The 26,272-nt window shown below is 49.8% G+C and carries 22 protein-coding genes; 10 read left to right on the top strand and 12 right to left on the bottom strand.

What is annotated here, in order from left to right:
- Positions 1-4 precede the first annotated feature (4 nt).
- Positions 5-784, top strand: coding sequence for an SDR family NAD(P)-dependent oxidoreductase (locus WBG78_RS26915; protein ID WP_337329622.1), 780 nt, complete (start codon positions 5-7; stop codon positions 782-784).
- A 213-nt stretch (positions 785-997) separates the two neighbouring features.
- Positions 998-2,278 carry an MFS transporter gene (locus WBG78_RS26910; protein ID WP_337329621.1) on the top strand — a complete coding sequence of 427 codons (1,281 nt, stop codon included), beginning with the start codon at positions 998-1,000 and terminating at the stop codon, positions 2,276-2,278.
- Between the two features lie 4 nt (positions 2,279-2,282).
- Here the strand turns inward: WBG78_RS26910 and WBG78_RS26905 are convergent, their stop codons facing one another.
- The 7 genes from WBG78_RS26905 to WBG78_RS26875 all read right to left on the bottom strand — a co-directional run bounded on the left by WBG78_RS26905 (position 2,283) and on the right by WBG78_RS26875 (position 12,064).
- Positions 2,283-3,755 (bottom strand): c-type cytochrome domain-containing protein, encoded by a 1,473-nt coding sequence (locus WBG78_RS26905; RefSeq protein ID WP_337329620.1) that lies wholly within the window; start codon positions 3,753-3,755, stop codon positions 2,283-2,285.
- Positions 3,756-3,764: 9 nt separating this feature from the next.
- Complete coding sequence (locus tag WBG78_RS26900) at positions 3,765-5,138, bottom strand: DUF1552 domain-containing protein (RefSeq protein WP_337329619.1); 1,374 nt, start codon at positions 5,136-5,138, stop codon at positions 3,765-3,767.
- Between the two features lie 3 nt (positions 5,139-5,141).
- Positions 5,142-7,142 (bottom strand): DUF1592 domain-containing protein, encoded by a 2,001-nt coding sequence (locus WBG78_RS26895; RefSeq protein ID WP_337329618.1) that lies wholly within the window; start codon positions 7,140-7,142, stop codon positions 5,142-5,144.
- Between the two features lie 179 nt (positions 7,143-7,321).
- On the bottom strand, positions 7,322-8,539 hold the full coding sequence (locus tag WBG78_RS26890) for an NAD(P)-binding domain-containing protein (RefSeq protein ID WP_337329617.1): 1,218 nt from the start codon (positions 8,537-8,539) through the stop codon (positions 7,322-7,324).
- 50 nt (positions 8,540-8,589) lie between these two features.
- Entirely contained in the window at positions 8,590-9,315 is a 726-nt protein-coding gene (locus tag WBG78_RS26885; RefSeq protein ID WP_337329616.1) for an ROK family protein, read from the bottom strand.
- A gap of 110 nt (positions 9,316-9,425) precedes the next feature.
- Complete coding sequence (locus WBG78_RS26880) at positions 9,426-11,600, bottom strand: xanthine dehydrogenase family protein molybdopterin-binding subunit (RefSeq protein WP_337329615.1); 2,175 nt, start codon at positions 11,598-11,600, stop codon at positions 9,426-9,428.
- Between the two features lie 2 nt (positions 11,601-11,602).
- Positions 11,603-12,064 carry a (2Fe-2S)-binding protein gene (locus WBG78_RS26875; protein WP_337329614.1) on the bottom strand — a complete coding sequence of 154 codons (462 nt, stop codon included), beginning with the start codon at positions 12,062-12,064 and terminating at the stop codon, positions 11,603-11,605.
- Positions 12,065-12,208: 144 nt separating this feature from the next.
- Between WBG78_RS26875 and proB the strand changes: the two genes are divergently transcribed.
- The 4 genes from proB (at position 12,209) to WBG78_RS26855 (ending at position 17,021) form a co-directional block, all read left to right on the top strand.
- A complete protein-coding gene (gene proB / locus WBG78_RS26870; protein ID WP_337329613.1) occupies positions 12,209-13,312 on the top strand; it encodes a glutamate 5-kinase in 1,104 nt (367 codons plus the stop codon).
- On the top strand, positions 13,313-14,575 hold the full coding sequence (locus WBG78_RS26865; protein WP_337329612.1) for a glutamate-5-semialdehyde dehydrogenase: 1,263 nt from the start codon (positions 13,313-13,315) through the stop codon (positions 14,573-14,575).
- Positions 14,576-14,590: 15 nt separating this feature from the next.
- Positions 14,591-15,673: a winged helix DNA-binding domain-containing protein gene (locus WBG78_RS26860; protein ID WP_337329611.1), complete on the top strand. Its 1,083-nt coding sequence runs from the start codon at positions 14,591-14,593 to the stop codon at positions 15,671-15,673.
- Positions 15,674-15,785: 112 nt separating this feature from the next.
- Positions 15,786-17,021, top strand: a complete 1,236-nt coding sequence (locus WBG78_RS26855; protein ID WP_337329610.1) for an alkaline phosphatase family protein — start codon at positions 15,786-15,788, stop codon at positions 17,019-17,021.
- On the opposite strand, the gene WBG78_RS26850 is transcribed toward WBG78_RS26855, so the two are convergent.
- The 5 genes from WBG78_RS26850 to WBG78_RS26830 all read right to left on the bottom strand — a co-directional run bounded on the left by WBG78_RS26850 (position 17,018) and on the right by WBG78_RS26830 (position 21,583).
- A complete protein-coding gene (locus tag WBG78_RS26850; RefSeq protein WP_337329609.1) occupies positions 17,018-17,581 on the bottom strand; it encodes a hypothetical protein in 564 nt (187 codons plus the stop codon). The genes WBG78_RS26855 and WBG78_RS26850 overlap by 4 nt on opposite strands.
- A 65-nt stretch (positions 17,582-17,646) precedes the next feature.
- On the bottom strand, positions 17,647-18,003 hold the full coding sequence (locus WBG78_RS26845; protein ID WP_337329608.1) for a hypothetical protein: 357 nt from the start codon (positions 18,001-18,003) through the stop codon (positions 17,647-17,649).
- A 1-nt stretch (position 18,004) separates the two neighbouring features.
- Positions 18,005-18,565, bottom strand: coding sequence for a hypothetical protein (locus WBG78_RS26840; RefSeq protein WP_337329607.1), 561 nt, complete (start codon positions 18,563-18,565; stop codon positions 18,005-18,007).
- Between the two features lie 135 nt (positions 18,566-18,700).
- Positions 18,701-20,029: a xylose isomerase gene (gene xylA, locus WBG78_RS26835; RefSeq protein ID WP_337329606.1), complete on the bottom strand. Its 1,329-nt coding sequence runs from the start codon at positions 20,027-20,029 to the stop codon at positions 18,701-18,703.
- A gap of 42 nt (positions 20,030-20,071) precedes the next feature.
- Positions 20,072-21,583, bottom strand: coding sequence for a xylulokinase (locus WBG78_RS26830; RefSeq protein WP_337329605.1), 1,512 nt, complete (start codon positions 21,581-21,583; stop codon positions 20,072-20,074).
- 109 nt (positions 21,584-21,692) lie between these two features.
- Here WBG78_RS26830 and WBG78_RS26825 point away from each other — a divergent pair, with 109 nt between their 5' ends.
- From WBG78_RS26825 to WBG78_RS26810, 4 genes are all read left to right on the top strand, one after another.
- Complete coding sequence (locus WBG78_RS26825; protein WP_337329604.1) at positions 21,693-22,385, top strand: NUDIX hydrolase; 693 nt, start codon at positions 21,693-21,695, stop codon at positions 22,383-22,385.
- 200 nt (positions 22,386-22,585) lie between these two features.
- Complete coding sequence (locus tag WBG78_RS26820) at positions 22,586-23,809, top strand: MFS transporter (RefSeq protein ID WP_337329603.1); 1,224 nt, start codon at positions 22,586-22,588, stop codon at positions 23,807-23,809.
- Between the two features lie 211 nt (positions 23,810-24,020).
- On the top strand, positions 24,021-24,662 hold the full coding sequence (locus tag WBG78_RS26815; RefSeq protein WP_337329602.1) for an SGNH/GDSL hydrolase family protein: 642 nt from the start codon (positions 24,021-24,023) through the stop codon (positions 24,660-24,662).
- A 133-nt stretch (positions 24,663-24,795) separates the two neighbouring features.
- Positions 24,796-26,235 (top strand): amidohydrolase, encoded by a 1,440-nt coding sequence (locus tag WBG78_RS26810; protein ID WP_337329601.1) that lies wholly within the window; start codon positions 24,796-24,798, stop codon positions 26,233-26,235.
- Positions 26,236-26,272: the final 37 nt, after the last annotated feature.

Below are 26,272 nucleotides of genomic sequence, written 5' to 3'. Positions count from 1 at the left end.
CTGAATGGAAAAGCTTCCGGGAGTTAAACTCTTCGATCTCAGCAAGAAAACTGCTATTGTAACCGGTGGGTCAAAGGGCCTTGGTTTGGCAATTGCTGCAGGGCTCGCTTCGGCAGGCGCATCTGTCATGATCTTCAACAGAAACATGCGTGAAGGACAGGAGGCAGCAGAGCATCTTACATCGACATACGGCACAAAAGCAGTCGCCGTTGCCGGCGACATTACGAACCGGGAGCATACCGAAAACATGGCGGAAGAGGCCGTGAAGGTCTTTGGAAGGATCGACATTCTTGTTAACAGCGCCGGCATTAACATCCGTGGCGCTATTGATGAGGTTACGCCTGAAGACTTTATTAAGGTGATGGATGTAAATGTAACAGGAACCTGGCTGGCATCGAGGGCGGTGACACCTTATATGAAAAAGCAACAGTCAGGCAAGATCATTAACCTGGCAAGTACGCTTGGGCTTGTTGGACTTTCAAACAGAACACCCTACACGTCCAGTAAAGGGGCCGTTGTGCAGATGACACGCGCACTCGCACTTGAACTTTGCCCGTTTAACATCAACGTCAACGCCATTTGCCCAGGGCCGTTCCTAACAGAAATGAATGAGCCTATCGCCAACTCCGATGAAGCAAAGAAGTTCGTTGTTGGAGCAACTGCCCTTGGCCGCTGGGCGCGGCTGGAAGAGATACAAGGCACTGCACTGCTGCTTGCCAGTGATGCTTCGAGCTATATGGTTGGGAGCATTATTCCGGTGGACGGAGGGTGGACGGCGAAATAACAGTGTGAGGAACAGTGTGAGAGTGGGGAAAACGTCGTTCGCTCTCACACTCCACTCTCACTCTGACTTTTGGAGGTGGACAGCGAAATAACAGTGTGAGGAACAGTGTGAGAGTGAAGAACATAGTGAGAGTGAGGGAAACGTCGTTCGCTCTCACACTCCACTCTCACTCTGTTTCTGTCGTACTGATAAATAAACGATACAGAGAATTCTATGGCTTCTGCAACTACCAACAGATCAAACATTCGATATTGGATGCTTGCGTTGTTGTTCATCAACATTGTGATCAACTATCTTGACCGGACCAACCTTTCGGTGGCTGCGCCCGAACTTGCAAAGGACTTAGGACTTACATCTGTTGAACGTGGATACATCCTGTCAGCATTCGGATGGACTTATGCTGCCTTACAGATACCGGGTGGGATACTGGCCGATCGCGTCGCACCACGGGTGCTCTATGCGGCATGTCTTGCCAGCTGGTCCATCACCACGATGCTGCAGGGCGTCGCCCGTGGATTCGTTGGATTGTTCGGGTTTCGACTGGCAACCGGCGCTTTTGAAGCACCCTCCTATCCAATCAACAACCGCATTGTTACAGGCTGGTTTCCGGACAATGAAAGAGCATCAGCTATCGCGCTTTACGTATCCGGTCAGTTTATCGGCCTCGCGTTTCTTACTCCCGTTCTGGTCACGTTGCAAGCGGCAGTAGGCTGGCGCGGACTATTTGTAGTCACGGGACTTGTCGGATTGATATGGTCATTGGTCTGGTATTTCTTCTATCGCGATCCGCTGGAACATCCGAAAGCCAACCGTGAAGAACTTGATTACATCGAACAGGGCGGTGGCGTGTTTCAAAAGAAAGTTGAATCAGCAAAGCCGGTATGGAGCAAAGAGAACTTAAAGCAAGTGTTCTCCAGCAGAACGCTGTGGGGTGTATACATTGCTCAGTTCGCAGTAAACGCTACCCTTTGGTTCTTTCTAACCTGGTTTCCCTCCTACCTCGTTGACTATCGCGGCCTCGACTTTATCAAGTCAGGCTATCTCGCTTCGGTGCCTTTCCTGGCTGCATGCGCAGGGCTTCTGCTCTCGGGATTTGTTTCAGATAAATTGGCCCAGCAAGGCAAGTCAGTGAGTTTTGCCCGCAAGGCTCCTATCATATTCGGAATGCTGCTGTCTGTGTCAATTGTAGGCGCAAACTATACGGAGGATACTACGATGGTGATCTTCTTTCTTGCCCTTGCCTTCTTCGGCGCAGGCATGGCGCTGATCTCGTGGGTGTTTGTTTCCATTCTCTCGCCTAAGCACCTTATTGGTCTCACTGGCGGAGTATTCAATTTCATGGGCAACCTTGCTTCAATCATAGTACCCATCGTAATCGGATACCTCGCGCGCGGCGGTGACTTCCGCCCGGCATTGGTGTTCATCGGGACACTCGGCTTCATTGGAGCGTGCTCTTATATTTTCGTAGTGGGAAAGATCGAGCGGATAAAATAAGCACTTACCGGTACGGCCCCTCCTCCTGAAGTAATTCAAGTCCCGGGCGATTACGTCTGATTGCCCTGATTACATCAGCACTCACATTGGTACGGAACAGATAAACCTTCTTTAACACCGGAAACTTCAACAACTCCAGCGCGTGGCGATCATCGAGTCGTGTATAGGAAAGGTTGAGAGTTTCAAGTGCAGGCATCTTTGAAAGGTAGATGAGACCGGAGCCTTCAAGGGCATTTTTCTGCAGGTACATTGCCTTCACGTTCACCATCTGGGCAAGATAGTACAGGTCGTCATCCTCAAGCCCTGAAGACGGCAGTGACAGGCCGGAAAACTCTGAATAGTATGGAGCGAGTTTATGGAGTGATTCGTCGGTCAGCCGGTGAGGAGGCACTGTTGATCCAAGATGAAGTTGACCGTCGTTCAATGAGTCGCGTGAAATGATCAGCCCAAGTGCCGGGGCCATGCTTATTAGTTGTTCATAAGTACTGGCGTTCTTCTCGCGACTCACTGCCATACGCAACTGATACTTCTGCAATTCCGGCGCTAGTCTGTCCAGCGATGCGCGAATGGTATCCACACCACGTGCGGTCCATACGCGCGAGGTATCTGAGGCACCACTCTTAATCCAATAAGTGAGCAATGCAATCTCATCAGCCGTAAGCGGTGACTTCCCCTCCGGAGGCATGTGCTCATCGTCATTTAGAGGCAAATGTATTCTAATAAGCGCTTCGCTTCTTGATTCCGATCCCGGCACAATGGCCGGTTTGTTACTGTCGCCCGCGCCAAAAAGTTGCTGATAGCGATCCAATGCAAGTCCTCCTTTCGCACGCTGCTGGTTATGACAACTTGCGCATCGCGACTCGAGTACAGGAGACACCATATCTGCATAGAGTAGCAGTTCACTTTCCGATCTTTGCACGTAGTTATCCTGCGCCCTCATCATATCCAGATATTCAACCAGATATTCCTGTCCATGGGTAACCGTGCCGCCCAGGTGACTTGCATAGGCGACAGCGGCATTAGTGAGCGCCAGCGTAGCCAGGAAGGCAGCGTATAGCCTTCCAGTAATATGATAATACAAAAGCAAAGACAATGCAATTGAAAGCCCCGTGCCGCTTAGTGTACCGGCCCAGAAATGCTGAGCAATTGTTTCGCCCGAGTAGTCGCCTGACGCATAAAGAAAATACCCGGCCCCTATTGTGATCCACGACGAGACCGTTGCAATGGCCACAAGAATTTCGGTGAAAATGATCGGCAGCCTTTTCAGGACGGTCAGCCTCGAAACTTCAATGCCAAGCGCCAGCAGTGACGCCACAATTGGAAAATGTAAAACGAGTGGATGAAGCCTTCCTACGAAAAGAAAAAGTAGCGGGACCTTTGACAGCGAAGTGAAGGGCAATACAAGCAACCCCACGCCTACCAGCGCAACCGCGATACTAATCCATTTGCGTATTGCAGCAAACCTTGTTTGCGTCATCTGCCTCACTCAAACAAGTTCCTTCAGTGTTCCCGTGCTGTCACCAAACCTGTCGTGTTGAATGTTCAGTGTATGAAGCATTGTTAAATATAAGTTTGCGAGCGGGGTTTCCTTCTCAAAAATAAGATTCTGTCCCGTCCTGATCCTGCCACCGCCCTGGCCGGCGAGCACAACTGGAAGATTCCTTGGAGAATGGCGATTACCATCCCTGAGGTCAGAAGTAAACACTACCATAGAATTTTCAAGCAGCGTTTTGTCGCCTTCCCGAATGTTTTGAAGCTTGTCGAGGAAGTATGCATACTGACTGATATGCCACGAAGTGATTCGTGTGTACTCCTCCAACGCCTCGGGCTTGTCCATATGGTGTGATATCGAATGATGGTTGCCTTTCACGCCATCGAGGAATGAGAAATTGCGATCACTCACTGAGTTGCCGAACATGAAAGTACTCACGCGGCTTGCATCGCTCCAGAAAGCGAGCGCCATGATATCGAGCATCAGCCGCGTCTTTTCAGTAACATTAACGCCCGCGTATACTTCCTTGTATTCGTCTATGCTCTTGTTCAGCCGAACCAGCTCACGCGTAATGTCGGGAGAAATGTTCTTTGCAAACTTTGCCCGGTTGGCATCATTTGAAATCCTTTTCTCAACGCTATAGATCGACTCCAGATATTCGGAAACTTTGTCCTGATCAGCACGACCAAGATGGCGCTTCAGTTCATTCGCGTCGTCAAGGACAAGATCCAGGATACTTTGTTTATAAGGATCGGCCTTTATTTTAACCCCGGGAACATACGGACGAAACAACCGGTCGAATGCGAGTCGAGGATCTATTTCTTTTGATAATGGCTGGTTCGGAGATTTCCAGGAAATGCTTGATCCATACAGGCGCGTGAATCCAACATTGATATCAACGCCAGTGGTAATACGATCCAGGCCATATTCCAGCGAAGGGAACAACGTGTCTTTACCCACATCTCCTGCAATTACCTGATCGATCGACACACCTCCGCTGCTGATGTTATCTCCTATCGTTTGTTTGATGGGCATGCACGTAAGCAGGCTCGCAGACTTTGCGTAGTGCCCGTCTGCTCCCTTGAAGAGGGAATTCTTGTTCATCAATTCGCCAAGAACAACAATGTCCTTTTGAAACTTCTGTAATGGAAGAAGCTGGGGCGTCAATTCAAAAGTATTGCCAGTTGTTGCCGGCGTCCAACGGTCGGGATGTACGCCGTTGGGCATGAACAAGAAAGCTGTACGCACTGGCGCCTTACCAGTACTCCCCTGTCCGGGTATTGCCATTGCCTCCAGGAAAGGCAACGCGATACATGCGCCCATGCCCTTTAACATTCGTCGCCGGGAAATATGCCACTTCTTGCTCATCGCTTATACTCTCTTTTCAAAGTCATTGATCTTCATTCTGAATGGATAACTCTTCACCAGCTCAATCAGGAATGGCTCCGGATCAAAGTGGTTGTTGAGGAGTGTATCGTCCAATCGTCTCAGTGCAGGTTCGTCAGTAAACAATATGGATCTGCCCAGAGCGTATGAAAGCATGCGCACTGAAAGATTGCGTGCTATCCGAGCCCGCTCGGTCAGCAGCAGCTGCTTCAGTTCGTAGGGACCTTTAAAAGTTCTTCCATCAGCCATAACACCGGAAGCATCAACAGATGCTTTACCATAACTGTTCCTCCATCTGCCTGTGGGGTCAAAGTTCTCCAAACCCAGTCCGAGCGGGTCCATCTTCTGATGACACGACTGGCAGTCCGGTTTGGCCCGATGGGCTTCAAGGATTTTACGCAGACCGAGTTCTTCATGTGCCTTCGTGTCTTCGTTAAACTCAGCGACGACAGGTGGCGGAGGCGGAGGCGATATCCCCAACAGTTGTTCCATGACCCATTTACCTCTGATCACCGGACTGGTGCGCATGGGGAATGAAGTCGCCGCCAGAACACTTCCCATGCCCAACACTCCACCCCGAACCGAATCATTCAACATCACGCGCTGAATGTCCTCCGCCGTTACACCCTCGATGCCATAGAAGTCTGCCAGCTCTTTGTTCAGGAATGTGTAGTCGCTGCTAATAAGTTCAAGCATGTTTCTGCTCCTGGTAAGCACATAGTAGAAGTACTCCACGGTCTCGCGATAAAGACCCTGCCTGATCGTTTTGCTAAAGCCGGGATACAATTGTTCATCTACCATCGGTTGCTGATCCAGCAATTTTGATATGCCCAGCCACTGCGTTGAAAAGTTCTCGGCAAATCGCTTAGCCTTTGGATCGGCGAGCATTCGCTTCACCTGTTGCTGCAGCACTAACGTGTCCTGCAGCTTTCCGGCATACGCAAGAGAAAACAATTCATCGTCGGGCATGCTGCACCAAAGAAAATACGACAAGCGTGTGGCCACCTCGAAGTGGCTGAGGTCATACGCTCCCGGCATGTCCGGCTCCTCCTCGACCTTGTAAAGGAAGTTGGGTGATATCAGCAGTGATTTAAAGGTCTCAGCAACCGACTGGTTAAATCTTTCCGGATTCTTCAAACTATCTTTTGCGTCGTATACTCTGCGGAACAATCCGGAGAGCTTCTGCTTCTCGTCGTCAGTAAGGAACCTTCGATAGGCTTTCGTAGCCAACGGTGTGACCACACGCATTGCAGCCTCTTCCGGCGCGTTGACTTCATCGTACTCATCGAACATCAAATCTTTCACCCAATTGGCAAATCTCTCCCACCAGTGCTGACTGTATTCATCAGGAACGAGCCGCTTCCATTTATCTTCGTTCGTATAAGCTTCTGTGACGATCATGTCGGCGGCATCGTAATACCTTTCAAGCTTCAAGGGAGTAAAGAATAAGGCACCGCCCTGATTGTCGAAACCGCCACCGCCTGAACCATCAGAAGGGAAATAAGCTTTTGCATCAAAGTCTACATTCAACAAATCAAGAACCGTGTAGCGGTATTCACTATGACTAAGACGTCTGATCACCACGTGCCCGGGACTCTCCTGCTGAAGCGACTGCTGCAGGATTCCAGTCAGGCCATCGACCAGCTGAGAGTATTCCGCCGGAGATAAAGGCGGTTCAGATTTTGGAGGCATCGAGCGTGTCTTGATCTGATCAACCACTTTAAGCCAAAAAGCTCCATCTTCAATGACGCGTCCCAGCTCTTTATAATTATCAAGATTCACTCCGCCCTTTGTGTTTCCGGTGTTGTGGCATGAGAAACACTTCGATGCCATCAATGGACGAATATCCTGCTCGTAACTCGGAATAGCCTGTGCAATGGCAGCAACAGAGGCAAAGATTACAAGCAGAAAGCCGAGCGCACATTGAACCGAGACAGTCTTCTTCACCTTCATTCGCGCCATCAATGTGTTGTTTGAGATTGCCATGAAGCAGCAATGGATGTCTTTCAATTTACCCATTTTTTCGCTGCCGATGAAAGTGTTATGCGAGTGGCGCAGTGCCTGTTTTTTCGGTCACGACGGCCTGCACGATATTGCGACGCAAGTTATTGCAATAATGTCTTGCGCTTTATGAGCAGTTGGGATGAAAAGAAACGCAAAATGCGTCAGCGCAGGATGCCGTAGATGTGATTTGTTACAAAACTGGCCTGATCCTTTGCTCCTACAACGTAGTCGCTATTCGCCGTATGAGCACCTCCTACTACATAAAATCCTTCTACCGATGTGAGCCCCTTGCTTTGAATCTGCATCTGCTCAGTTGAGACCGGATACTCAATATCAGGAATACTGCCGGAGTACCCCGTTGCCCATATAACATTGGTAATGCCAGCGTCTATCAGGTCCAGTACTTCGGCAACGGGCAATGCGTCGAGAGTATTATTTCCTTCATAAGGTGGTGATGCGAGCTTCTCTCCGGATATGCGCTGGTCAATTGCCCTGAGGATTGACGAAGAATATGCGTTAGCCGAATCAATCGCCTCCTTCTTCCATTCGGGGAACACCAATTTTTGTCCCTCGACGCGGGCAAGCTCACCTATCATACGAACGCCACGATTTGCCAGTGATGATCTTGTGATTGCAACCTCGTCGTCCAGCGGGTACGTTATAGCCGGCATTGGGTGACTGGCGCCAAATCCCTCCTCTAATACGCGGGAATCGGCAAGCCACTGAAAGATGTCATTTCCCCGGTAATCGCGTGGCAGCTGAGCATGAGGCGCTGATGAAAGCCAGACACTCCGCCCCTGTGATAACAGATCATGAGCTATTTCAAGTCCGGACTGACCACCACCCACCACGAGCACACCACCCGGCTTCAATTTGTTTTCCTGTCGGTATCCGGACGAATGCAGCTGGTCGATATCTTTCGGCAACGAGATGGCTATGGGCGGGATCACCGGACGGTTACTTATACCGGCGGCAACAACGACCTGCCATGCATCGTATGTCCTGGTCATTTCATTATCATGAATCACCTTGACCTGAAACACCGGTGAGTTCGGGGCCTTTTCGACTGAAAGTACCTGTGCCTGTTCTGTCACTGGCAACTGAAAAGCGGAAACATATTCCTGCAGCATCGTGACCATGTCTGCGGCGGAGCCATAGGCGTCGGGCTTTCTCGTTTTGAGCTTTGCACCCGGCAGAAGATTGGCTTTAAATGGTGTGATCATCCGAAAATTGTCCCATCGCTGCGACCTCCAGGATTCTGCGAGTCTTCCCCGGTCGAACAGGATGTGCTCAAGACCAAGGTGCTTGAGGTAATAGCTGCACATGAGCCCTGACGGCCCCGCGCCAACGACAATAACTTCGAAGATATTTCCGTTCATATTATGACCCTGACCGGCGAGCGCAAACCCGCCGGACGGCAACGGAAATGCTACACGTTATAATGATCATGGCTCCACAATTTCGCACCTCCGCGAATACCATCAAGATTCGTCGCCAGTGAAATATTGCTGCTTAGCGCAAAATTGATCTTCTTGGCGTTACCGCCGCTGATGTACAAATGGTCGTAGTTGAAAACAGTGTTCAGCGTGTTGAGCACCTTTTGCAGACGGCGGTTCCACTTCTCAGCTCCTACTTCAATAAATCCTCTGTTGCCGATATACTCATCGTATTCGCGATCCTTTGTAAACGGATGATGGGCCAGTTCAAGGTGTGGCAATAAAATTCCATCCATCAACAGTGCTGTCCCAAAGCCTGTTCCCAGGGTAACCACCATTTCTAATCCCTGGCCTTTTGCGATTCCGAGTCCCTGCAAGTCGGCATCATTTACGACGCGCACAGGCTTTCCCAGCAACGTTGCAAGTTCATCACGCAGGTTGATGCCCTTCCAATAGCCGGTACCCAGGTTCGGCGCTGTATGAACAATACCACGCTTAACATATCCGGGAAAACCAACGGAGACTCTGGTATAGCCAGGAAAACGCTGACTGAGATTCAAGACAGCGCGCATCACATTCTGCGGAGTTGATGGCGCGGGTGTGTCAGTGCGCTGATACTCGATCAAGGCATTACCTTCTGAGTCCAGCAGGATTGCCTTAATGCGTGATCCACCGATATCAAAGGAGAGAATCTTTTCGTCCGCTGTGGATTGCGACATGGTTATGGGTTTGGATGTAGGTTATTCGCCAAAGATAGCGATGCGACGCGGCGCGCAAAAGCCAACAACCAAAATAACCACTGTGCAAATCACACAGTGTTGATCAACATCTACAGTTTTTCTCCCAGCGTTGCCCGGAGTGGCTCCTGTTTGCTGAAGGGCTGATCATAAAGACGTTTACCCAATGCCTTATAGAGCGCGTTTGCCACTGCTCCTCCTGTTGGAGGCAAGGCAGGCTCTCCCAGCCCTGTTGGATCTATGCCGTTGTCGGTAAAGTGTACGTCGATCTTTGGGATTTCACGCATCCGTATCAGTCTGTAGGAATTGAAGTTCTTTTGTTCGGCAGCACCTTCTTTGAATGTCAGCTGTCCGTACATGGCATGTCCCAGTCCATCCACTACCCCGCCGCGTACCTGCTGGTAGGCACCGCTAAGGTTCACCACCACGCCGCAGTCGGCAGCAGCAATAATATGATCAAGCACCGGCTTGCCCTTTTTCATTACTACCTCGGCCACCTGCGCAACGTATGACCTATGCGAAAAGTATACACTGAATCCCTGCGACACACCCTTCTTCGTTCCCCAGCCGGACTTTGCCGCCGCGAGCTCAATAACTGCCTTCATCCTGTCGATGTCGTACTTGATCGCGCCGACTGGTGTCTTCTTCGCGCGCTCCAGCAAAGCAAGACGGAATTTCACCGGGTCCTGTTTTGCAGCGTCCGCCACTTCATCAATAAATCCCTGCTCTGCGAACGCGAGGAAATTCGTTATTGGCGCGCGCCAGGGTCCCGTCGTAATGGGTGACTTATGTTCCACTGATTCAATCAGCAAATTGTCAACAGCACCGGAAGGAAAATTATCTTCACGCGTACAATTGCCCGCATTGATACCCACGCCACGAAGCTTATAACCAATCAGATTGTTGTTTGCATCCAGAGCAGCAGAAAAGCGATAGCGTACAGCAGGGCGATAACTTCCACCACCCAGGTCATCCTCACGCGTCCAGATTACTTTTACCGGTGCCTTAATCAAGCTGGAGAGCTCAGCTGCTTCCAGGACATAATCTGCTTTGAGACGGCGGCCGAACCCTCCGCCGAGACGTGTTATATCCACAGTCACTTTGTAGGGTGAAATCCCTAAAAGCTTAGCCACCTCGTTGCGTGCCAGCTCAGGTGTTTGCGTTGGACCAACAAGTTCGACACCGTCCTCGCGAACATGAGCGAAGAAATTCATAGGCTCCAGAGGCGCATGCGAAAGGAAGGGACACTGATATTCACGCGTGATAACCTTAGCTGCACTCTTGAACGCCGCATCGACGTTTCCATCCTGGCGCTTTACAGAAACAACCGCGGTGTCGGTGCTATCGAGTAGTTCTTTGAAAATCCGATCATGATCAGACGTGCTCTCCAATGCACCTTCCGCTTCGTAGGTAATCTTGAGGGCCTTGCGCGCCTTGTTCACTGCCCAGGTTGACTTTCCGACTACGGCTACATTGTTCTTGAATGTCACCACATCAACGATGCCAGGCATTGCCTTTGCAGCCTCACTGTCAACAGACTTCAGTTTCTTTCCAAACGATTCAGGACGTTGAATCATCGCATAAAGCATCCCCTCGCGATAGAAGTCCAGTCCATACAACGGCTTGCCTGTCAGCATTTCAGGATTGTCGACATTGCGTACGGAAGTACCGATCAGCTTAAAGTCTTTCTTATCCTTCAACTGGATTTCAGCAGGAATTGCTGCCCGCGATGCCTCAACCGCCAAATCGCCATAGGTAGCTTTCTTACCTGATTCAGCATGGATAACCATGCTCTTGTCGGTTGTCAGCGATTTAGCCGGCACGTTCCAGCGCTTTGACGCCGCTTCGATGAGCAACGTACGGGCTGTTGCTCCAGCTTTCCGCAGGCGTTCCCATGAATGGGGTACGGCACCACTGCCACCAGTCACCTGTCTATCAAACCGCTTTGAATCCAATGGGGCCTGCACGACCTTGACTTTTTGCCAGTCGGCGTCAAGCTCTTCGGCAACGATCATTGGAAACGAGGTCTTGATGTTTTGACCAAGCTCAGGATTAGGCGACATGATGGTGATGATGTCGTCTGTGCCTATAGAAAGATAACTATTGAACTCAATGTTGCCTGAGGCAAGTGCGTCTTCGCCTATCACGGCCATTGCCGAAGACGAAGTTGTCTGAGCTTCCGCCCAATGAAAGCCTATGAGCAATCCTCCGCTGGCTGTAGCCGCGATCCTGAGGAAATTACGACGGGTTGTTTTCGGTAATGTCATGGCTATTTCATTTTAGTGGATGCAAGCTGAATGGCTTCGAATATGCGATGGTATGTCCCGCAGCGGCAGATGTTGCCGTTCATTGCAGTTTCGATCTGTTCTTCTGATGGATGCGGGTTCTTTTGCAGCAACGCTGCTGCCGACATCATTTGACCCGCCTGACAATAACCACATTGGGGAACGTCCACCTCCATCCAGGCCTGCTGAACCGGATGGCTTCCATCCTCGGAAAGTCCCTCAATGGTCGTCACTTTGGAATCCTTCACAGCCGATACTGGCAAGGTACAGGACCTCACGGCCGTGCCATTAAGATGAACGGTGCAGGCGCCGCACTGGGCGATACCACAACCATACTTGGTTCCCACGAGGTGCAAAGAGTCGCGAAGTACCCAAAGCAGCGGTGTGTCGGCCTCGACATCGGCTTCAACACTCTTTCCATTGACTTGCAGTTTGAACAGCGCCATGTGATTTAGATTTATGTGGATGACCTGTGAAAATACGAAAATTAGCCTGCTTCAATTTAGTTATTCAACTCAACTTTGATGAATGGCACTCTGCTGCCCCCGAACAACCTTGATTGTAGCCTGCAGTGACGCATCTCCGGTTCAATGCAATTCGCTATTATTGCCGTTCTTATGCCTCCTCAGAAAAAGCTCGTAACGATCAAGATTGGCTCCAATGTCATCACCAACCCGGAAGGCTTTCCGGACGAGTCGGTTATCGTGAACATTGTTCATCAGGTGAAGGAATTGCGGAGCCGCGGATATGATGTGCTGCTCATATCATCCGGCGCCGTCGCCGCGGGCCGAAGCATCTATCGTTTTTCGAAGAAGACTGATATGGTGGTACAGCGGCAGGTACTCGCGTCAATCGGGCAGGTCAAGCTGATTTCCCGTTACAAGGAAGTCTTTGATCAGCACGGTATCATTTGCGCGCAGGTGCTTGTCACCAAAGAGGATTTCAAAAGCAGAAACCACTATCTGCACATGAAGAACTGTATCACCGGACTGCTGAGTAACGAGATCGTTCCCATCATCAACGAGAATGATGTGATCTCCGTTACGGAGCTCATGTTCACGGACAACGATGAGCTGGCGGGGCTGGTGAGCGCTATGACGAATACAAGTGTTCTTGTTATACTTACCAATGTCGACGGCGTTTACGATGGAGACCCCGACAAGGCGGGGACGAAGCTTATAGAAGTTTTCGATTCGTCCCTTATTGACGTTAACGAAATCTCTTCCGGGAAGAAATCCGGGTTCGGTCGTGGCGGTATTCTTACAAAATGCCTTACTGCCGAAAAGATCGCTGCCATGGGTATTGGTGTACACATTGCGAATGGCCGAACGCCTGAGGTTGTCACGCGAATAGTAGCAGGCGAATCGGTCGGAACAACATTTCCAGCCAGGAAGCAGCGCTCGAATTTTAAGAAGTATATGGCCCATGCATACGAAGAGCCAAAGGGAAAAGTGGTGATCAATGCGGGCGCCAGGGCAACTTTGCTCGCCGACAAGGCCAAGAGTTTATTGCCGATCGGTGTTGTGGAAGTGGTTGGTAAATTCCTGAAGGGCGACATCATCAGGATAGTTGATGAGCAGGGCAAGGAAATCGGACTTGGACTTGCGCGTTACGGGAATGAAAAGGCCGTAGAAGTTGTTGGGAAAAAGAATCAGCCACCAATCATTCACTACGATCACTTATATCTGCACTAAATGACAGCCACACAGACCTGGATCGACGAGTTCAACAGAGCCCGGGAAGCGTCGCGAACGCTTGGGCTGCTGGCACCTGCCCGTGTGACAGCAGTGCTGAACGCTGTCGCCGATAGCGCTGAAAGAAACGCGGAGGGAATATTGAAGGCCAACGCAGAAGATCTGTCGCGAATGGATCCCAATGATCCCAGGTATGACCGTTTGAAACTGACGCTGGAGCGAATACATTCGATCACCGGCGAGATCCGTCAGGTAGCAAAGCTTCCTTCGCCGCTGGGGAAAACGATCGAGACGAGGCTCTTGCCCAATGGTCTACACCTTGAAAAGGTAACGGTACCGCTGGGCGTAATTGGCGTGATCTATGAAGCACGCCCCAATGTCACCTTTGATGTTTTTTCGCTGTGCCTGCGATCCGGTAACGCCTGCGTACTGAAAGGCGGAAGTGATGCAGCACAGTCGAACTCATTTATTGCAAAGCTAATTGAAAATGTTCTTATCGGTGAAGGACTGCCGAAAGGAGCCATAACATTGCTGCCACCAGACCGTGCGGCAACGCAGGCGCTACTGGAAGCCATAGGATATGTCGATGTGCTGATCCCGCGTGGCAGCCAGCAGTTGATTGACTATGTAAGACAGAACGCCAAAATCCCCGTTATCGAAACCGGGGCCGGCATTGTTCACACCTATTTTGATGTAAGCGGCGATCTGCAGAAAGGCGCGAACATCGTTTTTAATTCCAAGACCCGAAGGGTGAGCGTATGCAATGCCCTGGATTGTCTCATCATCCATCAGCAACGACTGAATGATCTGCCTTCGCTTACACTTAAGCTGGCGGAGAAAAATGTTACCATCTATGCAGACGAGTTATCGTTTGAAGTGTTGCGTGACCACTACCCCACCCGTTTGCTTGAACACGCCAGTGAGGAACACTTTGGAACCGAATTCCTCGACTATAAAATGAGCATTCGCACCGTAGGATCGCTCAATGAGGCGCTCGATCATATCTATCGTCACAGCTCCAAACACAGTGAGGCCATCGTCGCGGAAGATCCGGGCCACGTTGATACATTTCTCCGTTCAGTCGACGCAGCAGTCGTATACGCGAATGCCTCGACTGCATTCACGGACGGTGCGCAGTTCGGGATGGGAGCCGAAATCGGCATCAGCACTCAAAAGCTTCACGCCCGCGGGCCAATGGCTTTGCCGGAGCTCACCTCCTATAAATGGATTGTTCGCGGTCAGGGAAATGTCCGCAATCCGTAATCAACTGCGCCGCCCATGACCATTGCCGATATCTTAAAGCAACGACTCAAAAACCAATGGCTGGTTGAATCACCTGCCCAATCCCCTTCGGATGTTGTGCGGCAGTTGCTGGCGGTACAGGCCCAGGACTATTTAGGATCAATGTGGGCCATCGGACAGCGGCTCCCGGGAAGCGATGAAACAATTGTTGAACGATCAATCGCTAACGGTTCCCTTATACGCACGTGGCCAATGCGTGGTACTCTCCACCTGGTTGCTGCCGAAGATGCACGCTGGCTATGCGACTTTCTTGCTGCCCGCGTGCTTCCCAAAACACGATCAGTTTATCAAAAGGCAGGATTGGATTCATCCGTATTCAAAAAAAGCGAGCGTTTGATCATTAAAGCTCTTGAGAAGGAACCCGTTCTCACGCGCGATGAAATGTATGAGCGGTTGGAGAAAGGTGGCATCGCGACGGGAAATTCGAGAGGACTTCATATCACCGGATACATGGCCATTACCGGACGGATATGTTTGGGTCCCAGAAAAGGGAAGCAGCACACTATAGTGCTGCGGGATGAATGGCTCAGAACGGCTAAAGAATTTCAGCCGGATGACATCCAGCAGACATTGGCAGAAAGATATTTCGCAGGACACGGCCCGGCAACAGTTCAGGACTTCGCCTGGTGGTCAGGACTTACTCTCACCGAGGCCCGCCAGGCAATCGATAAGGCCAGTTCAGCTCTGCGTACCATTAAAGTGAAGGACATCACATACTATGAGACTTCTGATGCCGACTCAAAGAAGACAACAAAGTTCAACGTCACACACCTGCTGCCGGCTTACGACGAATTTACAGTTGCCTATAAGGACCGCACGCTCCTGCTTCCTCAGAATCAACGTGACAGAAGCAGTATGGAAGTATTGAGTCCAGTGATGTCCGTCAATGGCGCACTGATGGGTACATGGAGCCGGTCTCTGGTAAAAAGCAGGATAAACTTTCAACTGAAACCATTTGGTACCATCACCGCTGCCCAACGCACTAAGATAAATGCGCAGATAAAGAAGTACGCGGCATTCGTCGGCGTTCACAACAGCACAATAGAAGTGCTCAGTTGAAATATCATAACACACGCTTCATAACCTGTAATCGTCTGAGCAGACAAATTCTCTTTATCATTGTGCTCCGGTTCTATTATTGTACACCCACTTTTACTGTTTCCAAGGCCTTATGAGAGTATATCTTTTGGCGTTGTTTCTTCTATTCGCAGCTCCCGCCATTTCACAACGAAAAGCTGTGTTCATAATTGTCGACGGAATACCTGCCGACGTAATTGAAAAATTAAGGCCGCCGGTATTGCAGGAGATTGCAGGCGCGGAAGGTTACACAAGGGCTTACGTAGGTGGGAAGAAGGGCGGATACTCCGAATCGCCCACCATATCAGCCGTGGGCTACAATCATGTACTAACCGGTACCTGGACCAACAAGCACAACGTATGGGACAATGATATTAAGGAGCCGAACTATCATTATCAAAACATGTTCCGAATCGCCAGCGAAGCAAATAAGAACCTCACCACTGCAGTGTTTTCCACCTGGCTTGACAATCGCACAAAATTGGTTGGTGATAGTTTGCCCTCAGCAGGAAATATTCATATCACCTATGCATTCGACGGATACGAGCTGGATACGGTACGCTTTCCTAACAGGAAGGGCAGCAAGTATATTTCCGACATTGATGATCTCGTGACGGAAGAAGCGGCGAAGACGATAGAGACCAAAGCACCCGACCTCTCGTGGGTTTATCTTGAGTTCACCGACGACATGGGACACGCCTATGGTGACAGCCCGCAATTCTACGATGCTATTAAAGCTGCAGACGCACGCATCGGAAAAATATGGAAGGCAGTACAGGCGCGCGAAAAACAATATGGTGAGGAATGGCTTGTCGTCATTACCACAGACCACGGACGTACAGCGATTGACGGGAAAGGACACGGCGGTCAGTCAGACCGGGAAAGAACAACGTGGATCGTTACGAATGCGAAGAACACGAACGCTCACTTTAAATCGCTGCCTGGAGCAACAGACATTGCCCCTACCATTCTTCGTCACCTTAACATCACGATCAAGGATGAGGTAAAAGCAGAAATGGACGGAATTCCATTCATTGGAAAGGTAGCGGTAGACAACTTTCAGGCTACACGCAAAGGCAGTGACATCAATCTGACGTGGACGAAAGTGGCGGGAGCTTCGGGGAAGGCAGACATTTATGTCACCTCGGGCAACAATTTCAAGACCGGAGGAAAGGACGAATACCGCAAGGTGGCATCTGTGGACATCCAATCTGAAGCGGCAACGTTCAAGCTACCCGCACCTACAGCAGGCAGCGCCGACAACCGAATACAAAAAGTTGTGCTGAAGACGGCTGACAATTGGTGCAATACGTGGGTTGTGGGCGATTAAACAACCTTTACCTGACGTGCTCCCCATGCAAAAAATGGAGCTCTGCGCATCGAATGGGCGGTGATGGTTATGCCTTCTGTTATCTTTTTTCCGCCGGTTATGACTCCGTTATCCTGGCAATAACAAGTGCACTTATCATCAGTTAAAGTTGTCCTGAAAATGGTTGCATAGTGGAGTCCATCGCGAAGGCTCGGAAGGGCAATTCGCACGATGAATGGCATGCCGTTCGCGGCTATACGATTGTGAATGTCCTGGTAACGGAATTGTCGATTGGAGGACAGCTCCAGTTGACCGTTCGTTTCCCTTCTTAGGATCTGATTAAGACTGGATTTGAAGAATGGAATGGCGTTGTTAAACGATCGGGGGCCGTCGGGAAACAATGCTTTATCCTGCAGTCGCCGAAGATAATCATACGAAGTACCCTGATTTGCATTCCAAACAGCGGCGATCCATGCTACGGCAGCCGGGCCACAATAAACGCCTCTGAGCCGGGCAATCTCGTTAGCTGTCCAACGGGCAGATTCTGTTTCCCAAAGACTTGCAGTAGCAGTGCTGTTCATGCCAGATGTATCCTGATTAATTGAAAGACATCTTCAATATACAAGACACGAACATACAAGGCCACTTAGTCGCTTTTCGCATCGAAGAACATGATGTCCTCAACAAGGTTATCTTTTTTATCGACGGTGCATACGTATGTAAGACGATCTGCAACACCGATGCGCACGGACGTCGTGTCATTTAATGGGTACTGGTAGATGTGCAGTCCATCACTGGCGGCCCACTCGGCATTCAGATCAATAGCCGGTGCACCTAATACTTCGATCACTTCATCGCTTGCCATATCCGCTTCGAGCAGATCCTGAAAATAGCGTATATCATCTTTTGGAAAGGAACTTGTCTTCTTGCAGGAAACGCTTACGAGGAATAGTAAGCCAAAAGTGATAAGTGAAAGATCTGAATAAAACGGAGATCGACGCATCTTACCAGTCCTTATCGTCTGTCTTTTTCTTTTTCAGCTCAACAAACTGAAGCTTGTCAGTGAACGCCTGGTCTAAAAGTCCGAGCATGTTTGGGCGGCACCAGTCCTGTGCCATGATAGTACCGTTATTTTTACAGGCAAAACTTGTCAGTGGTTCTTTGTTGGTGATCTTCTTATATCCGATGTCGCCGGTGAGGACTATTTCGCGCACCGTAACCCGGTACCTTCCATCCTTTACCCCTACCGTTGCGTAGCCACTGTATTTTCCGGTCTGGATAATTGAAGGTGTTGCCACCTGGGTGAACTGAAACTTCTTATAGTCTACGACGAGCTCATTCAGATTGAAGGTAATCTCGTCGCCTTTCGCACTTACATTGGATACGAATGGCAAAGTCTTATAGTAGTCAGCCAGCTTCGAAGAAGTAATAGAATCGTTCAGGAATATTTTCTGGTAGATGAGTTCCTGCTCATCGATTTTAAAGTTGCCGAAAGCAGTGTTGCCCTGCGCCAGGATGAATGATGCCTGAGCCAAAAAAAGCAGGATAAATAGGAGGCGTTTCATAAGTATCGGTCGGGCGACAGACTGGATTTGTCCTCTCGCCTCTTAAAGTTACGCAACTGCCCAGAATCCATCAAAAAGCAAAGGCCATTCGACAGTTAACAAGTCGAATGGCCCCTTGCGTCGCTGAGTAATTACTTATATGAACTTGTTGATCAGGTTCTCGATGTATTCCTGGCGACCGCTGATTTGTGCGGGCTCACCATTCTTGTGAGCGAGCGTGCGCAGCGACTCGAGAGAAAGTCTGCCGCGTGAAAACTCCCTGCCTTTTCCGGAATCAAAAGAATTGTAGCGCTCCTGACGGATACGCAGGTATTCACCATCATCGAGGATAGCCTGGGCTGTAAGCAAGGCACGTGCGAAGCTGTCCATACCTCCAATGTGTGCATAGAATACATCGACAGGATCTGTCGAATTGCGGCGCGTCTTGGCATCAAAGTTCACGCCACCTGTGCGGAAACCTCCGGCTTGCAGAATCACCAGCATTGCTTCGGTGAGCTCATACAAATTGTTAGGGAATTGGTCTGTGTCCCAACCGTTCTGATAGTCGCCACGGTTAGCATCGATGCTACCAAGCGCACCTGCGTCGGCAGCTACCTGGAGTTCGTGATCGAAGGTATGATGAGCAAGAGTAGCGTGGTTGACTTCAATATTCAATTTGAAATCGCTTAGCAAATCGTACTGTCGCAGGAATGATATCACCGTTGCGCTGTCGAAATCATACTGGTGCTTGCTGGGTTCCATCGGTTTCGGCTCGATGAGGAACGTTCCTTTGAACCCCTGCTTACGACCATAGTCGCGTGCCATATGAAGGAAGTTTGCAAGGTGCTCCTGCTCCCTTTTCATGTTGGTATTCAGAAGAGACATGTAACCTTCACGGCCACCCCAGAAGACGTAATTCGCGCCGCCGAGAGCGATCGTAGCATCAAGCGCATTCTTTACCTGCGCACCAGCCCAGCAAACCACGTTGAAGTCAGGATTTGTTGCTGCGCCATTCATGTAGCGCGGATTGGAGAACATGTTAGCCGTTCCCCAGAGCAGCTTCACTCCAGAGGCCTTCTGCTTTTGTTTGGCATAATCAACCATCTTTTGCAGACGCTGCTCAGACTCTTTCAATGTTGGAGCTTCATCTACGAGATCGTAGTCGTGGAAGCAATAAAACGGTGCACCTATCTTGGTAATGAATTCAAATGCAGCATCCATCTTATCGTATCCGCGCTGCACGGCATCGCCGCTTTCGTTCCAGGGGAATATCTTGGTGCCTGGACCGAACGGATCACCGCCGGTGCCACAGAACGTGTGCCAGTACGCGATGGCAAACCGGAAATACTCTTCCATGGTCTTCTTACCTACGCGCTGTTTTGGATTGTAATACTTAAACGCGAGCGGATTGTCCGACTCAGGGCCCTCATACCGGATGGGCTTAATGCCCTTAAAGTATTCCTTGTTTCCCAATGTAGCTTTCATATTTATTAACAGGATTATGTGTTTACAATTACTACTATTTCATTATCCGTGTTGCTGCTGCAACTGTCGTTTCAATAACATGCTCCAATGCATGTATGACTGTTCGTACATCTCTGACAACTCGGCGGTAGGCTCTTCCGAACGGATGATCTTTAAACTTTTGAAGGCGTCGCTGAACGAACCGAAGAGTCCGGCACCCACGCCCGCTCCCAAAGCTGCACCCTTTGCTCCGTCTGTGTCGTACAGTTCCAGGCGAGCGCGTGTCGTATTAACAAATGCTTCGCGGAACAACGGACTGAGGAACATGTTAGCATTACCGGCACGAATAACAGTTGAGCTCACTCCCATTTCCTTCAGCGCATCGAAGCCGTAACGCAGTGCATAAACAATTCCCTCCTGCGCAGCGCGGAACAAGTGAGCCTGTGAATGGCGATTAAAATTAAGACCGTGGATCGAACCGTTGATGTTCTTGTCCTCAAGCACGCGCTCGGCGCCATTTCCAAATGGCAGGACAGTGAGGCCATCACTGCCCACCGGGGCGCTGGCAGCAATGCTGTTGATCTGTTCGTAAGAAAGCAATGCCCCTCCGGCCTGCGCCTGTTTTCTCAGCCAGCTATTTTGTATACCCGTACCGTTGACACAGAGAAGAATGCCATTTCTTCGTGCATGTTGTTCATCGTTCACGTGAATAAATGCATTCACGCGCGACTTCATATCGTAGGCATTCTTGTCGGTCACACTGTAGATAACGCCTGAGGTACCCGCAGTTGCCGCCGTCTCTCCCGGATTCAAAACATTTAAGGAGAATGCGTTGTTAGGCTGATCCCCGGCGCGATAACTCACCGGAGTTCCCTCCTGCAAGTTCAGCAACTCCGCTATGTCGCGTTTAACTTTGCCCTGCACGCCAAACGTGGGGACTACGTCTGCCAGCAGCTTCTCGGATATTCCATATTGAGTAAGCAGCTTCTTTGAGGCAGCGTTTTGTTCATAGTCCCAGAACATGCCTTCGGAAAGACCGGACCGCGTCGTCACGGTTTCACCCGTGAGTTTCATCGCGAGATAATCACCGGGCAGCATCACCTTATGAATGCGGTCGTATACTTCAGGCTCGAAAACCTTCACCCATCTCAGTTTTGAGGCCGTGAAGTTTCCGGGCGAGTTGAGCAGGTGCTGTAAACACCAGGTCTCTCCAAGTTCATGGAATGCCTGCTTGCCTATTTCAACGGCACGGCTATCGCACCATATAATTGACGGACGCAAAACGTTCTGGTTCTTATCAACGCAAACCAGTCCGTGCATCTGATAGGAAATGCCAATGGCTTTGATATCGCGGGAAGAAATTTGTGCTTTACTTACAGCATGCTGCAATGCCTTAACCGCGTGGTCCCACCACATGGCGGGATCCTGTTCCGCCCAACCTGCCTGAGCCGCGTGCATAGCCATTTCCTCAGAAGGAGATTGCCCTGAGGCAATTGTTGTTCCCGTCTTAGCATCGATGATACACGCCTTGACAGAAGAACTGCCAACATCATAACCCAACAGGTATTGATTCATAACTTTTAAATGATTACAATCGATTGAAAGTTTGGGTAAAGATATAACTTATAGTACATTTGACTACAAGTGATTTGAAATTATTTTACCCCGCTTGGGACACGCAAATATGAACCAACACCCCCCCGATGGACCCATCGATGCCATCTCTATTGACTGTCTCATTTTCGGGTTCCAGAATGGATCGCTCGAGATTTTGCTGGTTCAGCATGGCGAGGGTATCAGTAAAGGCCGGTGGGCACTTCCCGGTGGCTGGATAAAGTATTCTGAAAGCATTGATGAATCTGCAAACCGTATACTGCGCGATCTGACCGGTGTGACCAATATTTTCCTGGAGCAGATCAAAGCATTTGGTGATGTGTCCAGATACCCCACAAAGCGTGTTATCACGATCGTTTACTATGCGCTTGTTAAGCCCGAGAACTATACGCTGCACGCCGGCTTCACGGCCGCAGATGCTCAGTGGTTCCCGGTAGATGAGGTTCCTACCCTGCCCTACGACCACGATCAGATTGTTGCTGAGGGCATAACCTTTCTTAAAGAGAAGGCACGTCGCGAACCGATTGGATTTAATCTAATCCCCAAGAAGTTTACTCTTTTGCAACTGCAGGCATTGTATGAAGCCATTCTTGGACAGCGACTTGATAAGCCAAACTTTCGACGAAAGATCCTGAAAATGAACTTCCTGGAAGTTTGTAAAGAGAAGCAAACCGATGTTTCGCACCGCGCCGCAAGTCTCTATCGTTTTGATAAGCGGAAATATGAGAGGCTGAAAGACAAAGGGTTCATTTTTGAGCTATGACTCCGCCTTCCGCCGGACAAAATTAAGCTCCATCGGTAGTCAAAAAGACTATAACAATTCCGCATTTTTTTTAGATTGCAATCCTTTGCAGTACTGCAAAGCACCGAAAAACCCTCTGATTGATTTTGAAGGACACGCATCAAATAACAAGTATCAATAAAGCGTATCTTAACACACTATAACCTTAAACCTTATTATCAATGGAACAGCTTAATCCCAAGCGACTTTTTTATGGAAGTTGCTTTGCCTTAATCACCACCGCGTTCTCCTTCAGTATCAGGGCAGGGATTCTGCCGCAGCTGGCAGAAAGATTTCAACTAGACGCCATTCAATTGGGTACCATCAACCTGATGTGGTTCCTGGGGTTCCCGATATCTATGGTATTGGGTGGTATCTTTTACGCTTCTATCGGACCTAAGCGAATTATGCAGTTCGCGCTGTTCGCGCATGCCATCGGTATTCTCCTGACCATCTATTCCGGAGGATACTTTGGTCTTCTTGTTTCAACTCTCTTTATTGGTCTTGCTAACGGATGTACAGAAGCGGCCTGCAATCCCATGATCGCGACGATGTACACGGGTAAGACAATGAACACGTTGCTCAACAGGTTCCATATGTGGTTCCCCGGCGGAATTTTTGTCGGCAGCATCATTTCTTTTGTCATGACAAAAATGAACATGGGTTGGGAAGCACAAATCTGGGTGATTCTTATCCCTACCGTGATCTATGCTTATCTGTTCTTTGGACAAAAGTTTCCAGAGACTCCGAAAGAAGCGTCTTCTATCGGCAACAACCTGAAGGCAATGATTTCACCGCTGTTTCTGTTCATCAGCGCCTGTATGTTCCTCACCGCTATTTCGGAATTCGGTCCCTCTCAGTGGGCAACTCTGGTGCTTGCAAAGAGCGGCGCTGAACCCATGCTGATTGTAGCACTGACATTCGGTCTCATGGCCATCGGTCGTTATTTCGGTGGTGAATTCGTTCACAGATTCGATCAAACGGGTGTTTTGCTGGGATCAGCTGTGATCACTCTTGTTGGTATTTTCCTGCTGAGTTCGCAGACTGGTCCTATGGCCTATGTCGCTGCCATAGTATTTGGAATGGGCGTTTGCTACTTCTGGCCAAACATGATCGGCTTCGTGGCTGAAAAGATTCCTGCCAGTGGCGCTACGGGCATGTCGATCGTAGGAGCCTGCGGTATGTTCTCCAATGCAGTGTTCCAGCGCATCATTGGTGGCTGGATCGAGGACGGTAAAGAAAAAGCGGCCGCCCTTGGACTCCAGGGCGATGCAGCCGAACTCGCCGCCGGCCAGGCAACGCTTCAAACGATGATGATCTTCCCCGCAATACTGATCGTATTGTTCACTATTTTATTCTTCTGGGTTCGCAAAAGAAGGGGTGTTGCTGCTGTGCCTGCACACTAAGAGGTGCTCAAATAAACTTGAACTTCTGAGTAAACCAATCGGGCACATTATGCGTCCTGTTGGTGCATCCAGGCTCAACGGGAAAAATAAATTTCAGAGAGGATGGCAAAACCATCCTCTCTGTTTTTTCCGTAAGTCACAGAAACGATTTACCTTCAACGCCATGACTCGATTGTTGTTCATACTATCGCTGCTCGTTTGCTCACAAACTATGGCTCAGAAAATAATCATTGAAGACAACCTGCGCTTTCTTGCCTTAGGAGATTCATACACGATCGGAGAAAGCGTCACTGCCGATTCGCGGTGGCCGGCTTTATTGGTTGATTCTCTGCACCATCGCGGCATCAACGCCTTGGAGCCTAACATCATTGCTACAACCGGCTGGCGTACTGATGAGCTCAAACGCGCGATTGAAAAGGCAAAGTTTAAAGGGACGTTTTCGCTGGTTTCATTGCTGATAGGAGTCAACAATTTCTATCAGGGCAAAAGCGTGGAGTCATATGCACCCGAATTTGAAGAGCTCCTGCAGACGGCCATCAAGCTTGCCGATGGCAGAAGAAACCATGTCTTTGTAGTTTCCATCCCGGATTATGGCTACACCCCATTCGGCCAGGCAAAGCGTAATGAGATAACACCGGGTGTTGATGCATTTAATAAAGTCAACAAAGAGATCAGTGAAAAATTAGGCGTGCGCTATTTTGACATTACGCCAATCTCACGAAAGGGGCTGGCGGAACCTGACCTCGTGGCTTCCGACGGACTTCATCCTTCAGGCAAGATGTACGCGGAGTGGGTTGAGTTGATCCTGAAAGACGCTACTCTCGTACCCGAATCCGAAGAAGAGGAAAAGTAGAGCTGACAACGGCACATATATACGCCGAAATCGATGGCGTAAGTTCTGTAACATCCGAACCTGGATTTGTATATAGACGGCTTCAGTATTTGGTTGGGTTTTATTTTATTGCGTATACCTAAACCCGCAATTAGTGAAGTCACCACTCCTGTTACTGGCGTTGTTGCCCGTATTGGCAATCGCTCAGAAAAAAGCTCCGGCGCCTAAGATGACGCCAGCAAAAACAACAATCGTACAATCTGTCACCACTCATTCTGCAGATCTTATTTCAATCAGTGATAAGATCTGGGCCGCCGAAGAACTCGCCTTCCAGGAATCACAATCCGCCAAACTCCTGTCGGACTATGCCGAAGCAAATGGATTCAAAGTGGAACGCGGCGTGGCCGAAATGCCAACAGCATTCGTTGCCACCTATGGGAGCGGCAGTCCTGTGATCGGCATCCTTGGAGAGTTTGATGCATTGCCCGGCTTATCTCAAAAGACGCAACCAACAAAGTCACCCTTGCATGAAGGCATGCCCGGTCATGGCTGCGGGCACAACCTGTTTGGTACTGCAAGTCTTGGCGCGGCGATCGCCGTTAAGGAACTCATTGAACAAGGCAAATTAAAAGGCACGATAAAGTTCTTTGGAACGCCTGCGGAAGAGAAATACTTTGGAAAGCTATGGATGGCACGGGCCGGCTTATTCGATGGCCTCGACGTTTGTATGGACTGGCACCCGGGTGCAGAGACAAAAGCTTCGGTGCAAAGTTCTCTCGCTCTTGTTGACTTCATAGTGGAATTCAAAGGGCAGGCAGCGCACGCTTCTGCCGACCCATGGAACGGACGCAGTGCATCAGATGCCCTTGAACTTTATACGCATGGAATAAACATGCTTCGCGAACACGTAAAGCCGTCGGTACGCATGCACTATCACATCCAGGACGGCGGTCAGGTGGTAAATGTTGTGCCCGACTACTCACGCCTCTGGGTGCGGATCAGGGATACCACAAGAGTTGGTATGAACGAAGTATATCAACGAGTGATGAAGATGGCCGAGGGAGCTGCTGTACTTGCCAACGTCGATTACAAGATATCACTGGTGTCGGGGATATATGAAGTGCTGGTCAACCGTTCAGGTGGAGAAGTCATTCAAAAGAACCTCGAATTGCTCGGGCCAATAAATTATACTGATGAAGAAACGGCATTTGCTAAAAAGATCCAGGAAAGTACAGGTAAGCCGCAGATAGGATTGCACAGCAAGGTCGAACCGTTGGAAGAGACCTTGCCAGGCGGATCGGGTGGTTCTACCGATGTTGGTGATGTGAGCTGGATTGTTCCCGTGGTTCGGATGACAACGGCAACGGCGCCGATAGGCACACCGTGGCATTCGTGGGCCGTCGTTGCCTGCGGTGGCATGTCCATAGGACATAAGGGATTGATCCACACCTCCAAGACCCTGGCAATGTCGATCGCTGATATCATGCAGGATCCGAAAAAGGTCGAAGAGATAAAGGCGGAGTTCAAGCGCCGTAAAGGCGATCATGTGTACAAAGGTTTGGTACCGGACGGACCACCACCGATTGGCCACTAACTATTTTCGCTTCGTAATCAATCTGAGGCTCCGTAAT

The organism is Chryseolinea sp. T2 (genome assembly GCF_037203685.1).
Taxonomy (GTDB): domain Bacteria; phylum Bacteroidota; class Bacteroidia; order Cytophagales; family Cyclobacteriaceae; genus Chryseolinea.
Note: the sequence above shows the minus strand (reverse complement) of the source record. Positions and strands in the feature narration are given on the sequence as shown.

Bases quoted from the DNA above. Each gene is read 5' to 3' on its own strand.
- WBG78_RS26910 (WP_337329621.1), top strand. From the start codon at position 998: ATGGCTTCTGCAACTACCAACAGATCAAACATTCGATATTGGATGCTT.
- WBG78_RS26845 (WP_337329608.1), bottom strand. From the start codon at position 18,003: ATGCGTCGATCTCCGTTTTATTCAGATCTTTCACTTATCACTTTTGGC.
- proB (WP_337329613.1), top strand. From the start codon at position 12,209: ATGCAATTCGCTATTATTGCCGTTCTTATGCCTCCTCAGAAAAAGCTC.
- WBG78_RS26875 (WP_337329614.1), bottom strand. From the start codon at position 12,064: ATGGCGCTGTTCAAACTGCAAGTCAATGGAAAGAGTGTTGAAGCCGAT.
- WBG78_RS26915 (WP_337329622.1), top strand. From the start codon at position 5: ATGGAAAAGCTTCCGGGAGTTAAACTCTTCGATCTCAGCAAGAAAACT.
- WBG78_RS26825 (WP_337329604.1), top strand. From the start codon at position 21,693: ATGAACCAACACCCCCCCGATGGACCCATCGATGCCATCTCTATTGAC.
- WBG78_RS26880 (WP_337329615.1), bottom strand. From the start codon at position 11,600: ATGACATTACCGAAAACAACCCGTCGTAATTTCCTCAGGATCGCGGCT.
- WBG78_RS26855 (WP_337329610.1), top strand. From the start codon at position 15,786: ATGAGAGTATATCTTTTGGCGTTGTTTCTTCTATTCGCAGCTCCCGCC.
- WBG78_RS26815 (WP_337329602.1), top strand. From the start codon at position 24,021: ATGGCTCAGAAAATAATCATTGAAGACAACCTGCGCTTTCTTGCCTTA.
- WBG78_RS26885 (WP_337329616.1), bottom strand. From the start codon at position 9,315: ATGTCGCAATCCACAGCGGACGAAAAGATTCTCTCCTTTGATATCGGT.
- WBG78_RS26895 (WP_337329618.1), bottom strand. From the start codon at position 7,142: ATGGCAATCTCAAACAACACATTGATGGCGCGAATGAAGGTGAAGAAG.
- WBG78_RS26860 (WP_337329611.1), top strand. From the start codon at position 14,591: ATGACCATTGCCGATATCTTAAAGCAACGACTCAAAAACCAATGGCTG.
- WBG78_RS26850 (WP_337329609.1), bottom strand. From the start codon at position 17,581: ATGAACAGCACTGCTACTGCAAGTCTTTGGGAAACAGAATCTGCCCGT.
- WBG78_RS26900 (WP_337329619.1), bottom strand. From the start codon at position 5,138: ATGAGCAAGAAGTGGCATATTTCCCGGCGACGAATGTTAAAGGGCATG.
- WBG78_RS26830 (WP_337329605.1), bottom strand. From the start codon at position 21,583: ATGAATCAATACCTGTTGGGTTATGATGTTGGCAGTTCTTCTGTCAAG.
- WBG78_RS26820 (WP_337329603.1), top strand. From the start codon at position 22,586: ATGGAACAGCTTAATCCCAAGCGACTTTTTTATGGAAGTTGCTTTGCC.
- WBG78_RS26905 (WP_337329620.1), bottom strand. From the start codon at position 3,755: ATGACGCAAACAAGGTTTGCTGCAATACGCAAATGGATTAGTATCGCG.
- WBG78_RS26865 (WP_337329612.1), top strand. From the start codon at position 13,313: ATGACAGCCACACAGACCTGGATCGACGAGTTCAACAGAGCCCGGGAA.
- xylA (WP_337329606.1), bottom strand. From the start codon at position 20,029: ATGAAAGCTACATTGGGAAACAAGGAATACTTTAAGGGCATTAAGCCC.
- WBG78_RS26890 (WP_337329617.1), bottom strand. From the start codon at position 8,539: ATGAACGGAAATATCTTCGAAGTTATTGTCGTTGGCGCGGGGCCGTCA.
- WBG78_RS26840 (WP_337329607.1), bottom strand. From the start codon at position 18,565: ATGAAACGCCTCCTATTTATCCTGCTTTTTTTGGCTCAGGCATCATTC.